This window comes from Schleiferia thermophila (genome assembly GCF_003337435.1).
GTDB lineage: Bacteria > Bacteroidota > Bacteroidia > Flavobacteriales > Schleiferiaceae > Schleiferia > Schleiferia thermophila.
In genome coordinates, this window is record NZ_QPJS01000002.1 from 50,707 (window position 1) to 66,940 (window position 16,234).

14 protein-coding genes are annotated in these 16,234 nt (G+C 38.2%); 8 read left to right on the forward strand and 6 right to left on the reverse strand.

From position 1 onward, the window contains the following. Window positions 1-54: 54 nt before the first annotated feature. Together carB and DES35_RS05380 are read left to right on the forward strand one after the other, a co-directional pair. Window positions 55-2,904, forward strand: coding sequence for a carbamoyl-phosphate synthase large subunit (gene carB / locus DES35_RS05375; RefSeq protein WP_037360297.1), 2,850 nt, complete (start codon window positions 55-57; stop codon window positions 2,902-2,904). 16 nt (window positions 2,905-2,920) lie between these two features. Continuing rightward, window positions 2,921-3,142 carry a hypothetical protein gene (locus tag DES35_RS05380; RefSeq protein WP_114366062.1) on the forward strand — a complete coding sequence of 74 codons (222 nt, stop codon included), beginning with the start codon at window positions 2,921-2,923 and terminating at the stop codon, window positions 3,140-3,142. Window positions 3,143-3,185: 43 nt separating this feature from the next. Here the strand turns inward: DES35_RS05380 and DES35_RS05385 are convergent, their stop codons facing one another. From DES35_RS05385 to asnB, 4 genes are all read right to left on the reverse strand, one after another. Continuing rightward, window positions 3,186-3,926 carry a hypothetical protein gene (locus DES35_RS05385; protein WP_037360302.1) on the reverse strand — a complete coding sequence of 247 codons (741 nt, stop codon included), beginning with the start codon at window positions 3,924-3,926 and terminating at the stop codon, window positions 3,186-3,188. 126 nt (window positions 3,927-4,052) lie between these two features. Then, complete coding sequence (locus DES35_RS11535; protein WP_160172005.1) at window positions 4,053-4,229, reverse strand: hypothetical protein; 177 nt, start codon at window positions 4,227-4,229, stop codon at window positions 4,053-4,055. Between the two features lie 118 nt (window positions 4,230-4,347). Beyond that, on the reverse strand, window positions 4,348-5,430 hold the full coding sequence (gene rlmN / locus DES35_RS05390; protein WP_037360401.1) for a 23S rRNA (adenine(2503)-C(2))-methyltransferase RlmN: 1,083 nt from the start codon (window positions 5,428-5,430) through the stop codon (window positions 4,348-4,350). A gap of 13 nt (window positions 5,431-5,443) precedes the next feature. After that, window positions 5,444-7,276, reverse strand: a complete 1,833-nt coding sequence (asnB, locus tag DES35_RS05395; protein ID WP_114366063.1) for an asparagine synthase (glutamine-hydrolyzing) — start codon at window positions 7,274-7,276, stop codon at window positions 5,444-5,446. A 1,213-nt stretch (window positions 7,277-8,489) separates the two neighbouring features. Here asnB and DES35_RS05400 point away from each other — a divergent pair. The 6 genes from DES35_RS05400 (at window position 8,490) to DES35_RS05430 (ending at window position 13,656) form a co-directional block, all read left to right on the forward strand. Beyond that, a complete protein-coding gene (locus DES35_RS05400) occupies window positions 8,490-10,226 on the forward strand; it encodes a DUF255 domain-containing protein (protein WP_051889422.1) in 1,737 nt (578 codons plus the stop codon). A gap of 253 nt (window positions 10,227-10,479) precedes the next feature. Beyond that, window positions 10,480-10,875 (forward strand): hypothetical protein, encoded by a 396-nt coding sequence (locus DES35_RS05405; RefSeq protein ID WP_114366064.1) that lies wholly within the window; start codon window positions 10,480-10,482, stop codon window positions 10,873-10,875. Beyond that, window positions 10,872-11,246 (forward strand): HvfA family oxazolone/thioamide-modified RiPP metallophore, encoded by a 375-nt coding sequence (locus DES35_RS05410; RefSeq protein ID WP_114366065.1) that lies wholly within the window; start codon window positions 10,872-10,874, stop codon window positions 11,244-11,246. The genes DES35_RS05405 and DES35_RS05410 overlap by 4 nt, the downstream gene beginning before the upstream one ends. 57 nt (window positions 11,247-11,303) lie before the next feature. Continuing rightward, window positions 11,304-11,855, forward strand: a complete 552-nt coding sequence (locus DES35_RS05415; RefSeq protein ID WP_037360310.1) for a sigma-70 family RNA polymerase sigma factor — start codon at window positions 11,304-11,306, stop codon at window positions 11,853-11,855. A gap of 228 nt (window positions 11,856-12,083) precedes the next feature. Further along, a complete protein-coding gene (locus tag DES35_RS05425; protein ID WP_114366067.1) occupies window positions 12,084-12,917 on the forward strand; it encodes an HvfB family MNIO-type RiPP peptide maturase in 834 nt (277 codons plus the stop codon). Continuing rightward, window positions 12,907-13,656: an HvfC/BufC N-terminal domain-containing protein gene (locus DES35_RS05430; RefSeq protein ID WP_114366068.1), complete on the forward strand. Its 750-nt coding sequence runs from the start codon at window positions 12,907-12,909 to the stop codon at window positions 13,654-13,656. Before DES35_RS05425 ends, DES35_RS05430 begins: the two co-directional genes overlap by 11 nt. A 334-nt stretch (window positions 13,657-13,990) precedes the next feature. On the opposite strand, the gene DES35_RS05435 is transcribed toward DES35_RS05430, so the two are convergent. Together DES35_RS05435 and trhO are read right to left on the reverse strand one after the other, a co-directional pair. Beyond that, entirely contained in the window at window positions 13,991-15,007 is a 1,017-nt protein-coding gene (locus DES35_RS05435; protein WP_260429779.1) for an NAD(P)H-dependent glycerol-3-phosphate dehydrogenase, read from the reverse strand. A 90-nt stretch (window positions 15,008-15,097) separates the two neighbouring features. Next, window positions 15,098-16,168 carry an oxygen-dependent tRNA uridine(34) hydroxylase TrhO gene (gene trhO / locus DES35_RS05440; RefSeq protein WP_235183090.1) on the reverse strand — a complete coding sequence of 357 codons (1,071 nt, stop codon included), beginning with the start codon at window positions 16,166-16,168 and terminating at the stop codon, window positions 15,098-15,100. Window positions 16,169-16,234 lie beyond the last annotated feature (66 nt).

The following is a 16,234-nucleotide window of genomic DNA, read 5'->3' on the forward strand; positions in this document are numbered from 1 at the left end:
ACCTTTTTTTTTTCCTATTAGCACATCATTTTTCCAAGATATCCCAGAGCAAAAATGCCAAAAGACCCCAGTATCAAATCTGTGTTGATCATAGGATCAGGGCCAATAGTCATTGGTCAGGCCTGCGAATTTGACTACAGCGGCTCTCAGGCGGCCAGGTCGCTGCGTGAAGAGGGTGTGGAGGTCACCTTGATCAACAGCAATCCGGCTACCATCATGACGGATCCAGTGACAGCTGACCATGTATATCTGCTTCCACTTACGGTGGAAAGCCTGGAACAAATTCTCAAAGAGAGGCATATCGATGCTGTATTGCCCACTATGGGAGGCCAAACGGCACTCAACCTCTGCATAGAAGCGGACAAACAAGGTCTTTGGAGCGAGTATGGAGTACGCATCATAGGTGTAGACATCGATGCGATACATATCACTGAAGACCGTGAAAAGTTTCGGCAATTTCTGGATAATTTGGAAATTCCCTACGCTCCATCGAAAATCGCAACTTCCTACTTAAAAGGCAAAGAGATAGCGCAGGAATTTGGATTTCCGCTTTGCATCAGACCTTCTTTTACACTTGGTGGCTCGGGGGCCTCTATTGTATACCACAAAGAAGACTTTGACAATCTGCTAAAAAGAGGTTTGGAAGAAAGCCCTATTCACGAAGTATTGATCGACAAGGCGCTGATGGGATGGAAAGAATTCGAACTAGAGCTGCTGCGAGACAACGATGACAATGTCGTAATCATCTGTTCGATTGAAAACTTTGATCCCATGGGGATACATACAGGTGATTCCATCACTGTGGCCCCAGCCATGACTTTGAGCGACCGTACCTATCAGCGAATGCGCAACATGGCAATTCGCATGATGAGGAGCCTGGGAAAGTTTGCCGGAGGTTGTAATGTACAATTTGCTGTGAGCCCCGACGAAAAAGAAGACATTGTGGCCATAGAAATCAATCCCAGAGTGTCGCGCTCATCGGCACTGGCCAGTAAGGCTACCGGTTATCCCATTGCCAAGATAGCTGCTAAACTTGCTCTTGGGTATCATCTGACGGAACTGGCCAACCCAATAACCGGTGAAACCTCGGCCTACTTTGAACCTACACTGGATTATGTAATAGTAAAAATTCCCAGATGGAATTTCGACAAATTTGAAGGTGCAGACCGTCGCCTTGGATTGCAAATGAAGTCCGTTGGAGAAGTAATGGGCATAGGACGAAGCTTTCAGGAAGCTATTCATAAAGCCGCCCAATCCCTCGAAATAAAACGAAATGGACTTGGTGCTGACGGAAAAGGGCTCACCAATCAAGATGTGGTACTTGAAAAACTCGCCCACCCATCATGGGACAGAATATTTGTGATATACGATGCCCTGCAGCTGGGGATTCCTCTGCGCAAAATTCATGAGGTCACCAAAATCGATAAATGGTTTCTTCGCGAGATTGAAGATCTGGTACAAACTCAGCGAAAAATAGAAGAATACACATTAGAAACCCTTCCTCCCGAACTGCTCTTTGAGGCAAAGCAAAAAGGTTTTGCCGACAGGCAGATTGCTCATATGCTTCGAAGGTTGGAAAGTGAAGTTTTTAACAAACGAATGGAGTACAACTTTAAACGGGTGTACAAGCTGGTCGATACCTGCGCGGCAGAATTTACTGCCAAAACGCCCTATTACTACTCAACATTTGAAATGCCTGTACTCACAGCCGAGGGGACACTTCAGGCAATAAACGATAGCAAGGTATCCGCCAGGCCCAAAGTAGTGGTACTTGGAAGTGGTCCAAACCGCATAGGCCAAGGAATTGAATTTGACTATTGCTGCGTACACGGGGTATTGGCTGCCCGTGAATGCGGCTATGAAACCATTATGATCAACTGCAATCCGGAGACGGTCTCTACTGATTTTAATATATCGGACAAGCTCTACTTCGAACCGGTATTTTGGGAGCATATTTACGAAATCATCCTCCACGAAAAACCCGAAGGAGTGATCGTTCAGCTTGGGGGACAAACAGCCCTGAAACTCGCTGAGAAGTTACACCGGTACGGAGTTCCAATCATAGGCACCAGTTTTGAATCGCTCGACCTGGCTGAAGACCGGGGCAAATTTTCTAACCTGCTTCGCGAATTCGGAATCCCTTATCCCAAATTTGATGTAGTCACCGATCCGGATCAGATTTATGAAGTTGCTGAAGAGCTCGGCTTCCCGATGCTGGTGCGTCCGAGCTATGTACTTGGCGGGCAAGGGATGAAAATAGTAATCAACTTAGAAGAGCTGGAACACCACGTGGTAGAGCTCTTTAAAGATTTTCCCGGAAACAGAGTGTTGCTCGATCACTACCTGGACGGTGCCATAGAAGCCGAAGCCGATGCCATTGCTGATGGAGAAGATGTCTATATCATCGGTATAATGGAGCATATTGAACCATGCGGAATACATTCCGGCGACAGTCATGCTGTGCTGCCACCTTTTAATCTCGGGCCATTGATTATCGAACAGATCCGCGAACATACCATTACCATAGCAAAAGCTCTGAAAGTAAAAGGACTCATCAATGTGCAGTTTGCTATAAAGAATGACACGGTTTACGTAATCGAGGCAAATCCCAGGGCCAGCCGAACAGTTCCTTTTATTGCTAAAGCGTATGGAGAACCCTATGTGAATTATGCAACAAAGTTTATGCTTGGGGTAAACAAAGTATCTGACTTTACATACAAACCACAGCTGGATGGCTATGCGATAAAAATCCCGGTGTTTTCATTTAATAAATTCCCGAATGTAAACAAAGAACTTGGACCGCAAATGCGTTCTACCGGGGAGGCCATCCATTTCATCAAAAACCTTCGCGACCCAATGTTTAAAAAAGTTTATTCTGAACGAAACTTATATTTGAGCAGATAATAAAATTATATTGGTCATGCTGAGGTTTTTTCTCATCTTACTGGTAGTCACTTACCTTTTAATTGTTGTCTACAAATATTTTGTAGCACCATTTTTCCAGGGTTTTTATGGTAAAGAGCCCAATAAGACTAAAAATGCTACTAAAAACGATATAAAAGTGATTTACAATCCAAACGACCGTATCCGGACTTCCAATACTTCAGGCGAGTATATTGATTATGAAGAAGTAAAAGAGTGACAACAGTACTCACCTGCAAAATAAGATAACCATTAGGATTTTATCAATCCAAGGCAGGGTTGGAATCTCTGAGATCACGCCTGAGCATCAGTGCAAAGCAAAAAGCCGCCAGCAATTCTTTTTCTTTCTTATCCAGGTCCGACGCGAGATAAAGACCCCCTTTGTTGATTACATAGGTTGCTGCCACGATTTGCCCTTCTTTTAAAATAGCAAATCCTGCCGGCCTGGTCATCCAATAGCGACGACCCGAAGGTCTTCGGACGTGATGAATACCTTCGACCGAATAATATCTCAATCCCGGACCTGCTATCTGACCAATGGCTTTATCATTTTTTGGATTGATGTACATGTAAGGTTCATTAAGCACTAAATCCCATTCTTCCTTTCGACCATCATCATTGTAATAGATTACCTTAGTGGTAAATATATTTTCATACTTTATAACAATATCAAATACCATTGGTAAATTTTCCTGCTTAATACGAGCAAAGGAAAATACCATAGCCAAAGTGTCTCTTGGTGCCTGCTGTTCACGAAGAACAAATCTGAAACGTTCTTTTGCCCCGGCGTATCGTTTGATAAATGTAAATTGATAGGTGTCGGTGAAACCTCGTTTGTGATTGGTCGCCATAAAATCTCCTGCTCTGACCGTCCGCTTAAATGGCCACGATTGCCTGTTTGATGCCTCCTGATACGGAGCTTTTTGTTCGAAATCCTGGGGTAAATCCAGTTGCATCTTACACGAAGCAAACGGAATGAGCAGCAGATATAAAAATTTTTTCATGGTCCTGAGTCGTATTGGACGACTGCCTCAACGCAATAAACATGCAAAAAGAGAGTTTGTCAGCTCTTAAACAGCACAAAAACCGGCCATGTGGCCGGTTTTTAGATGGAAAAAACTGAATAAAATTCAAGCTGGTTTTTTGCTTTTGCAACAGGCTTTAGCTTCACCTTTTTCAGAGCTGCAACCTTTTTTTTCAACTTTTTCGGTACTGCATCCCTCTTTTTCTTTTTTCTTTTCGGGTTCAGTAGCCCATGTAAGTAGAGGAAGAGCTGCAATGGCGAAGAAGAGCGCAATTTTTTTCATGATTTTCTTTACTTTAATACTTAGACAAAGGTAATTAGGAAATTGAAAAATCAATATAGAATCCTTTTTGGTTAGCCAGGTTTTTGAATATAGAGCTTTTCTTTACAATTTGCCCTGCTCACAGTGTTTCAGGAATTCTTTTTTTAGGGATTTCAGGCGCTACGTCGTTTTTATTGGCCAACTGTCCGCATGCAGCGTCAATGTCTTTACCACGGCTTCTGCGAATTTTTGCTACGATGCCGTGATGTGCAAGGGCTGTCAGATAAGCATTGATTCGTTCGGGTTCGGCTTGCTCAAAATTTGGATCGCCTATAGCGTTGTATTCAATCAGATTGACTTTAGAGGGTATTTTTTTGCAGAGCTTTACCAGGGCATTAATATCCTCGTCACGGTCGTTGATGTTTTTCCAAACAACATATTCGAAAGTGACCTTACTCCTGGTTTTGAAGTACCAATACTGAAGAGCATCGGTGAGAGAGGTTAAGTCATTGGTTCGGTTGATGGGCATGATGCGGCTTCGTACCTCCTCTATGGCCGAATGCAGGGAAACAGCGAGTTTTACACCGGGATTGTCATCTGCAAGTGTCTTAATCATTTTAACGATCCCCACGGTACTGAGTGTAATGCGCTTTGGCGACATGCCTAGGCCAGATGGCGAAGTAATGCGATCGATAGCACGTAGTACATTGCTATAGTTGAGGAGTGGTTCCCCCATTCCCATGAATACAATGTTGGTCAGTGGCCTTTCTAAGTAATATTCGGCCTGTTGACGAATTGTCAGGACCTGGTCGTAGATTTCCTGTGGGTCAAGGTTTCTCATGCGCTTCAACCGGGCAGTAGCGCAAAATCTGCAATCAAGGCTGCATCCAACCTGACTTGAAATACACGCAGTAATTCGGGTATCAGTAGGAATAAGAACACTCTCCACCACCATCCCGTCCGGTAGACGAACCGCATTTTTAATCGTGCCATCGACACTGCGCTGAATCTGGTCTACTTGAACCGGATGTATGGCAAAGTCCTGAGAAATGCGTTCGCGAAGTGATTTTGGCAGGTCGCTCATTTGGCTGAAGTCCGTGCAGTTTTTCTGCCACAGCCAGGACTCAATCTGGCGCGCGCGAAAAGGTTTTTCGCCCAGAGAGGCAATATACTGGTACAGCTTATCGGAGCTGAGCGATCTGAGATCCGGTTTCACTGCCACAAAGTTACGACAATTAAACAACGGCTGGCTTACGGCAGTATGTGTACCAATAATTGGCTGAGGCAACCCGCCATATCCAGCGGGCATGATGGTTGTGACCTTGCAGGAATTTTTTCTTTTCCTTACGCCAAATTTTTTGGTCAATCTGTGGAATGTTCATCGGTTCATTCAGCAACCAGATAAGCTGATTTCTGAGCCACTTGATCTCACCAGGAGTTACAAATCCCATTTTGTCGGCCCGCCAGGTGATTTCGGGTGGCATGATATCAGCCAATGCCTTTCGCAAGATGTATTTGGTGTATCCATCTCTGATTTTAAAATCTGCAGGTAATGAATACACCAGTTCTACAAGTTTGTGGTCCAGAAATGGCACTCGGGCTTCGATGCTGAAAGCCATTGAATTGCGGTCTTCGTGAAACAGAAGTGTTTGAAGTATGGTGCTATACAACAGATGCCAGCTGAAATTTCGCAAAGGCTCAGCATCTGATGAACTCATGTTGAAATTTGTTTTCAGATGCTTACCGAAAGCGTTGGGATAGAAATGTTTGTATTCTAGAGAATATAGTACTTGCTCGCTCAAGAAAGTACTCAGCAGAGTTTTGACAAGGAGATCCAGAATTTTTTTCCCACCCCAGCCTTGTGTTTTTCTGAAATTATTGAGCTCGGCCAAAAACAAGTGCAACCGTCCTGCTTTGATGGCTGTGGCAAAGAAGCGGTAAAGTGAGTGCGGATAACCCATCAAATACTCATCACTCCCCTGCCCGTCGAGCAAAACCTTAATTCCTTTCTGATGTGCAAGCCTCATGACAAAGTATTGTGACAGATAGGAGCTTCCGGAAACCGGTGCGTCGTACTGATGACTGGCTTGAACAAAGGCATGGACAATTTCTTCTCCATCAGGTTTTAGAGTGTACGGAATGATGGAGGGATACGCTTGCCATACTTTTGAAGCATGCACTCTTTCATCAGCCTCTTCGTACCAAACTGTAAAGGTTTTAAATCCCTTTGGTTGGTACAAATAGTGTACAGCACAAACTACTGCAGAACTGTCGAGACCTCCGCTGAAGGTGCTGCCAATCTCAACATCGGCCCTCATGTGCAGTCTGATGCTCTCAAAGAAGTATTGACGAAAGAGTTCTGTTGCCTCAGTCACTGCAAATTCCTTTTTCTGAAGCGTGTAATAAGAATAAATGTTAATCCCTTCTTGTTGGCTGTAAACAAGATTATGTCCTGGTTTTAATTGTTTTACGACTTTATAATGGGTCTCATCCGAATACACGGACCAACCAAGCTGTACATCGCGCATGAGCTGATGCTGATTGATTTCATCAGAAAAAATTCTGCTGATTTTCAAGGCTTTAATTTCGCTGGCAAAATAGAGGCAATCTTTATTTGCGATAAAATGAAAAGGTTTGATCCCAAAACGATCGCGGCTGCAGAAAAGCATTTTCCGACGGTCGTCCCAGATAGCAAACGCCCACATTCCCCTGAACTTTTCAACACAACGCTCACCCCAATGGGCATAGGAAAGCAGGATAACCTCTGTATCAGACGAGGTCGTAAACTTATATCCATGGGATAAAAGCTCCTGTTTAATTTCGAGATAGTTATAAATCTCGCCATTGAACGTAATGGTAAAATGCGCCCTGCTCATGGGCTGATGACCATCCGATGAAAGATCTATGATAGCAAGTCTATTGTGACCAAGCCATACACCAGGTGCCGGATTAGCATATCCGCGGTCATCCGGCCCTCTATGATGTTGGGCTTGAATCATGTGGAAAATACATTTAACTGCCTCCTCTTTATCTAAAGTGAAATCAATGAATCCGGAAATGCCACACATTTCAAAACGAATTGAATAACCAAGATGCAAAAATCTTGTAGAAAACCTTCAGTTTAATATTTTTTTGATCTAAATTGTCCTGTTTCTAATTTTTATTTATTTTATGTCAAAAAAAGGCAGAATTATTAAATTTTAATTTGAAATAGTACAATGTTCAACTTTTATTAAAATAATATTTTTTAGTTGGATTCAGTAATTAAACTGCTTAAACTTTTTGTAATTTCAGTCTGGTAGTATTACTTTTAGAATCAAGCTGTAAAAAAACCGAATCAGAAATGAGCTCTTAAAGATATAAATCATGTTGCTGATCAAATTTAATGTTCACTTTTTTTGAACATTATTCGTTGATTTATTTTGTAGTCTTTTAAACTGTGTTTTTGTTATGTATTCTTGTGCTTATCATACAGTGTTGCTCACCGGAAACACGTGATGCAATAAAAGGTATTGAATTGGTTACCCACTTCATTATCATTATTTTAAAAAATTTTTAATGAATTAGTATTAATAAATAGTGTTTCCAGTTTTTCGGTTACCCAATCGCTTCTGTAAATGATAAAGTGTCAATTGTAAGATTGCTTTTAAATCACCCAGTATATCAATTTTAAAATACCCTGTATATATTTCATAAATAGTCAGTAAAAAAGACAAAATTTCCCGTAGTTCAAGACAAATTCTTCAACTAAATAAATTACATCACTTACAGATTTTCTGCCAATTTAAATTTATGTCCATAAGTCACTACAGAAACACATGTAAGACATCATTGATCTAATGATCATAAAGCAATGAGCTGTAATCTACAGAGGAATGTAAGAAAACCGAAGACTACACACATATTAAAGTTCATTAATTGAATCCTTTGACAGTTTTCATAGAATCACCGAGATCTGAAATGAATAATTTTTGGAGACTAAAAACAGTCGACCAGTCGCTGGAAAAGGTTAATACCTTTAATGATAGCACCTCTTCGGCTCTGTTTGCACACAGGGCTGGTATTTTCGAATATGGATCCAAAGCAATAAAAAGATATCTTTAAAAGACAGAACTGTTATTCTTTTGATTATCCATTACTTAATCTTTTTAAAATAGAATTCGCGCTTTGATTTCTAAAACATTTATTAATCTTTAGTTAATTTCAGTAAAATTATTCGACCTCATTTACTTTCTGTAATCTTTAATCGTAAGTATAGCAGCATTACACAAGAGAAACATTATGAGAATAACGGCACTGATGATATTAGTCATCGCTTTCTCCATATCATCAAAAGGTCAGCAAATCGAAAAAATAAAATGGGAGCCTTTTAATGTTGCCACTTTGAATAAAGCTAAAGAGAAGAACAAATACATTCTTCTTCATCTTGCGGCTAATTGGTGTCATTGGTGTCATGTGATGGAAGAGAAGACTTACCAACATCCTGAAGTTATTAATTATCTAAACAAACATTTTATAGTTTGCTACGAAGATCATGACAAAAGACCAGACTTGGCCAATAGATACAGGGAGTATGGCTGGCCGGCAACGATAATATTTAATTCGGATGCACAGGAAGTGTTTAAGGAAGCTGGTTACATTGAAGCTTATGAATTTTTATCCATCTTGAAAGATATAAAGGAAAATGGTGGTACAAATCATTATGCATCGAAAAAGAACATATTGAAAAGTTCAGGAAATAACCTGTCAAAAATAAAAGAAGACCTTTACCTTTTAATTGACACAGTAAACGGAGGATTTAAATCACCGCAAAAATCATTGGACTTTGAAATGTTTGAGTACGCCATAAACCATCAAAATGAGACAATTTTTAAAAAATGGCTAACTGTTACACTTCCTAACTCCCTGAATCTTTTGGATACCGTATGGGGAGGAATCTTTCAATATTCAACACACAACGATTGGATCCATCAACATTATGAAAAACTTTTATCAGTTCAGGCACGGTATATTAAAATGTATCTATGGTATTATTACATTACCGATGATAAAAAATATCTGGACGCAGCTATCAAAATAAAAGATTACAACGAAAGATTTTTAAAACATCAAGATTCGTGGGGCTACAGCAATGCACAAGATGCTGACCTTGTAAAAGGTGTAAAAAGTACCAATTTCTTTAAATTTAGCGATAAAGAAAGAATCTCTTTGGGAATTCCTGAAATAGACAGTACAATCACAACAGAAGGCAATGCTAAATTGGCTGAAAGTTATTGCTATTTGTATGCATATACAGGTGATAATACATATCTGGAAAAATCAGCTAACATTATAAATATGCTGATGAACAATTATGTAAAAAATAGAGGTTTATATCAGCATGTACTTAACTACGATCATCCAGAGGCTCTTGCGGACCAATTATCAATGCTTAAAGCGCTCATTACTCTTTTTAAATTCACAAACGATACCTTGTATTTAAATGAGACCGACAGACTAATATCGGCCATCATAAAACATCTTTGGGAAAATGATTATTTTTTGAGTTTCAGAGCTACAAAAGGCTATATAGAACCACTACCTGTAATAAGTGAAAATATAGAAGCCGGTAGACTGATAAATTTTTATGCAAAAATTTCAAAAAAGAAAGATCTCGAAGTATTTCCGGAAAAAATACTGACTTGGTTATGTACAGATGATGTATATAATGAAATGGTTATTGAGCCCGGAATCATCAGTTTATCAGAAGAAATAAAATCAGAACCATTCACAGGGCTTTATGTAATTAGCTCCAGTGAGGATAATGAAATACGAAGGGAGCTTCTTTCAATTCCTAAATTCTATTACTTTCCGCTCATTATACAAAAAAATTATCTTGATGAAGACAAAAAGGAATTAACAAAATCATTTGAAGATGATGTAATCTTGTTCTGCACTTCAAATTTTTGCTCCCAACCATTCTTTGAAAAAGAGGAGCTAAAGATTAACATTTTCCGATTATTATCTCTAAAAAACTAATATAATGCTTGTATCAAATTATTTTTAAAAAATTATTATTAATATACAAATAAACAAAATTTAAAATGAAAAGGCTGAAAATCAAATTACTTAAATTTAATTTCTATTGGAAAATGATAGACAGGATGTTTCAGATAACCATAAGTAGAGATCTTACATATATTTTTTATAAATGCTCAATCGAAGAGCAATCTAAAATGTACTTAGATGTTTGAAGTAAACTTTTTCTGAATTGTTGCGGAAAATTCAGTGAATGAGTAAAAAAGAACTTCTCCCAAATTTTTTAAATATGAAAAGTCTCATTGCAATCAACATTAAAAAATTACCAAACGATTTAGTTCGTAAATATCATATATACTATAAGTATAGATTTCTGGTAAGCCAAAACCAGATAATTTCAGCACACATTGTAATAAAAGATTTAGTATCTGAGGTCGGATATTACTTAGGCAATCTATATCGTGAGTCATTCAAACAAGGTATTTTAATCGCAATGGACATTTTCAGATGTCAAAAGTGTTTTAGGTTACTGCAATTCAATGCAATAAAAAAATTTTGCTTGGAACGTATTTTTTTGTCAGGAATTAAACAAAACAGCAACTATATAAACGGTAAATCTATAATTAACCTTAAAAACCAAAAAGTATGAAAACCAAAAGAAAAAATCTTCTTAGAGGAGCAGCTGCCGCCCTATCATTAGCAGCTTTAAGTAATCTTAATGCCAATCCAGCAAATCCTGAAATCTCGATACTTGGTTCAGGATTTGAGGTTCGTTCAGGGCTCATCCACTATGGAAACTTATCCAAAATGTTAAATGATTTGAAGTGTGGAGAAAGTAAATCAGAAGTCTCCAAGAAAAAATCAAAAAGCGCCGAGGGTAAATGTGGTGAATCAAAATCAAAAACCCAGGAGGCAAAATGCGGAGAAGCTAAATGTGGAGAGAGCAAATCAAAAACAAAAGAGGGCAAATGCGGAGAAGCTAAATGTGGGGAAAAGAAAACAACTGAACAGCCTAAGTAAAAACTGATAACTGACCCCTGAAAATTTTCAGGGGTCATTTCAAAGTTGCATACCGTTATGAATCAACTTATCAACAAGGATATACATACCGAATTCAAGGACATCATTAATCTTCATTATAAAAAATTTTACAAACATGCCTGTATTCAGGTTGGAGATAAAGAATCGGCTAAAGACATAGTCCAAGAGACATTTTTATCTGCATACAAAAGTCTGTCTACATTCAAAGGAAAATCCTCCATGGAAACCTGGATCTTTGGCATTTTAAATCACAAAATATCGATGTATTTTAGAGAAAAAAATATTGAAAAGAAAATGATTCAGGAAAACTTAGAAGAAAAGTTGTTTAAGAGAGGTGGGCAATGGAAAGAAGAATGGATCAGTTCAAACAGCGAAGAGGCAATTATAAATTTTTTAAAATTCTGTATTAACAAACTGAAAGACCAAAGTAAACAAGTACTCCTGTTGAGATTCTATCAAAACAAAAAGACAGAAGAAATTTGTACGATCTGTAATATAACCAAAGATAATTTATGGCAGATATTGCATAGAAGTAAATTACAATTAAAAGTTTGCATTCAATCAAAATTAAAAGTTACAAATGATTAACTGCCGAAAATATACCCGATACTTACATAAATCTGAGATTCAGGAACTCGAATGGTACGAGAAAATGCTTAGCAATTATCATATAATGATTTGCAAATCATGTAAAATATATACTAAGGAAAACTCCTTAATAAATGAATATATCAAACATCAAATTGAAAAACATCTAAATATAGATGAACAGGATATTATTATGCAAAAACAAGAACTGTTAAAAAAATTAAAACTATGATCGGTGTCGGTTATAGAAAAGACTTTGCAGAAGAATGGGAAAATAATCCTGATTCATTAAGTGTTGATTTCATAGAAGTAGCCCCAGAAAACTGGATGAATGTAGGTGGGTATTGGAAAAAATTATTTGATAAAAAATTACAGGACTATCCTTTATTCACTCATGGCCTTTCCTTGTCCATCGGAAGTCCAGATGAACTTGATTTTAAGTTTTTAAAAGATCTGAAAACATTTTTAGATAGTAATAACGTAGTAATTTATTCAGAACATTTAAGTTTTTCAAAATGCGACAACGCTCACTTATATGACCTTTTACCTGTTCCATTTACTGAAGATGCAGTAAAACATGTAGTCAAGAAAGTAAAAAGTGTTCAAGATATACTTGAACGCCCGCTTGTGTTAGAAATAGTAAGTTATTATTCGCCTTTAGCAGCGGAAATGAAAGAAATTGATTTCGTAAACGCAATAGTACAAGAAAGTGATTGTCAACTACTACTCGATGTAAATAACATATATGTCAATAGTTTTAATCATGGTTTTAATCCTGTAGAATTTATCACCTTACTTCCCAGAGATAAAATTGCATATATTCACATGGCAGGGCATTTACAAGTAGATGATAACTTAATTATAGACACACATAGTGAACCAATCATCAATCCGGTATATCGCCTTTTTGAATTTTCGCTTAAATGGTTACAAAAGCCTATTCCGGTGTTGTTGGAGCGAGATTTTAATATTCCTGATTTGAAAGAAATTCAATCTGAAATCAATGAATTAAAACGCCTGTACAATAAATCCTTACAAAAAGAAAAGGAACATGTATCTTAAGGAAAAAACAAAAAGACAGCAATCCTTATTGGCACAATTTACAAGAACTGGTGATCAAACCATAATAACCCATTTAGATGGTATTAAAGTGCAGGGTATACGCTATTACAGAGAATTAATTTTTAATATTATTTATGACGGGATCAGTAATGCATATCCTATTACCACAAATTTTTTAAGTGAAAGGGTGATGATGAATCTTACACATCAATTTTTTTCTCACTTTAAATGTCAGACACCTCAGGTATGGGCAATGCCCAAAGAATTTATGGATTATATCATACAAAATCAAACCAAGTTATGCTTGAAATATCCGTTTTTATCTGATTTACTTTTATTCGAATGGGCTGAAATAGAAATGTTTATGATGCCTGACCAACCTTTTCCAAACTTTTCAGAAAAAGGGAACATTGCAACAGATAAGGTGGTATTAAATCCTGAAATACAAGTTTTATATTTTCAATATCCAGTACATATACTTCATCCCCGAAAAATTAAAAAGAAACATAAGGGTGAATACTTCTTATTGGCTTATAGACATCCTGAAAGTAAACAAGTAATTTTTACTGAATTAAATCGATTTGCCTACCTAATTATAGAAGCTCTTCATCAAAGACCATTAAGCATTGAAGAGCTGCTGAAAAAATTTTTCAATTCCTATTCAGAAAACGAAGAAGCGATTGTGCATTTTATCAAGCAAGCGTATGAGAATAAAATAATACTTGGATTTGCTAAGTGATTTCTGTTAATTTTTTATAAATAAATAACATCAAGAAGCTTTAAATCAAAAAAACATATTTAAAAATATCTCCCAATTTTTTAGAGGTATAGCTTGGCATCGTTACACTGTTTGAATTATTTTTTAATATCCAGGGTTATGTTATTACTTAAAGAGTTTTTGTTTTTGTGCAATTAATATTTTCAACATGAATTTCATTAAAACAAAGCAATTATGTTTTATCTATATTGGAATATGGAAAATCTTCAAAAATTCAAGGCAAATAGAATGAAGAGCTTTGAAGTAATGAAAAAATAAATACTGAAAATTACATTGCCTAAAGGTTTAGTCCTTATCAGGTGAACTTTCTAGAAAGCTTTTCGATCACTTTAGCAGCAGGTTTGCCTTCGTAAAGAATTTTATACACTGCATTGGCAATAGGCATTTTTACATCGTATGCTTTTTTGATGTTCCTGATCAGCTCAGTAGCATAGTAGCCTTCAGCTACCATGCGCATTTCAAGCATGGCTGCCTGGACCGAGTAACCCTTTCCTACCATGGTTCCGAGGGTCCGGTTACGGCTAAACTGGGAGTACGCCGTAACCAGTAAATCGCCCATGTAGGCTGAGCCTGCTATATCGCGTTTTATCGGATGAACAGCTTTTATAAATCGCTTCATTTCTCTGAGTGCATTGCTCACTAATACAGCTTGAAAATTGTCGCCGTAGCCCAAACCATGACAAATGCCTGCAGCTATGGAATATATGTTTTTTAGTACGGCTGCATATTCGGTACCGTAAATGTCGTCGCTGATCTGTATGCGCATGTACCTGCAGCTCAAATGGGACCCCAGCACATAGGCATGCTCCATATCGATGCTGGCTAATGTCAGATAGCTGAGTCGTTCTAAGGCAACTTCTTCAGCGTGGCACGGGCCGGCTATTACGCCTATATTGTCAAGCGGTATGTTCAAGACAGCATTGAGATACTCACCTACGATCATATTGACTCCCGGCACAATGCCTTTGATGGATGAAAAGATGATTTTTTCCGAAATGTCTACCGTTATCTTTTCCATAGCATCGCGCAGGAAGGCTGAAGGAATTACAAGTATGATGATATCAGCCAGTTCACAAATCTCATCAATGTTTTGGCTGATGTGGATGTTTTCGGTATTGAGCTCTGCATTACTTAAGTAGCGGGGATTATGTCCATATTTTTGGATGTGTTCTATGACCTCCTGATTGCGCATCCACCAGAAAACGGTTTCATTGTTCTCGCTTAGAACTTTTACTAAAGCTGTAGCCATACTGCCCCCACCCAGTACAGCTATTTTTTTGTTTTCAACGTTATAAAATTCCGATAAAACCAACCTGGAAAATTAAATGGCGTGGGCAAAAGTATGTATTCCCGCCTAATGGAGAATTCAGGCTTTAGACGTTATGAGATTTTTGATTTCGGATTAGGAACACTCTGGTTTCCAACGCCGGTATCGCATAAAGGTCTTTTTTTGTTTTACCTGTTGCAGAATTTTCTTTTGTTCTTCTGTAGGTAGGTGCAGGACCTTTTGGCATTCTTTCGAGCAAGTCCCTTCGAACCGAGCTGCGCATTCATCGCACTGGATAAACAAAATATTGCAAGCCTTATTGGCACAATTTCGATGCGTGTCACAAGGTTTACCGCATTGATGGCAATGGGCAATGACCTCCTCACTCACTTGCTCCCCCAAACGATTGTCGAATACAAAATTTTTACCTCGAAATTTATTTTCAAGATTTTCCTGTTTTACTTGTCTATAGTAGTCGATAATGCCTCCATGAAGCTGATGGACATGTTTAAATCCATGGTGTTTTAAATAGGCGGAGGCTTTTTCGCAACGTATTCCTCCCGTACAGTAAAGCAATACAGGTGCATCCTCATTGCCTTTCAGCAGATTTAGCACCTCGGGTAGCTCTTCACGAAAGGTTTCGGCCTTTGGCAAAATAGCACCTTCAAAATGCCCTATTTCACTTTCGTAAAAATTGCGCATGTCTACAATTTTCACATTGGGTAGGGTCATCATCTGGTTCCATTCGCTGGCAGATAAATGCTTTCCGACGTTGGTTACATCAAAGGCATTGTCGTCCAGGCCGTCCGCTACAATTTTCGGTCTTACCTTTACAGTAAGTTTAATGAAGGACTTATTGTCATCTTGGATGGCTGTTTTAATGGGCACGTTTTCAAACTCTGGAATGGAGTACAGCTCTTTTTTGAAAGTATCAAAGTGATGTTCGGGTACATTCATTTGTGCATTGATGCCTTCTCGTGCCACGTAAATTCTGCCAAGGCAGTTGAGCCGGCTCCACATGGAAAACAAACGATCGCGCAGGGAATTAGGGTCATCGATGAGCACATATTTATAAAAAGACAAGGTTATTCGCCTGAAATTTTCATTTTCAAGTTTTTTGAGCAGTTCTTCTCTGCTGAGCCTATTGACCAATCTCGCTTTTTTGTGCGCGTTTGGATCCATAGTTCTTAACAACATCGGTTTCATCGGGCAAAAATATAGCAGTCAGCAGGCAAAAAAATATGACCACCACAGTCAATGAATGCTTTGCAA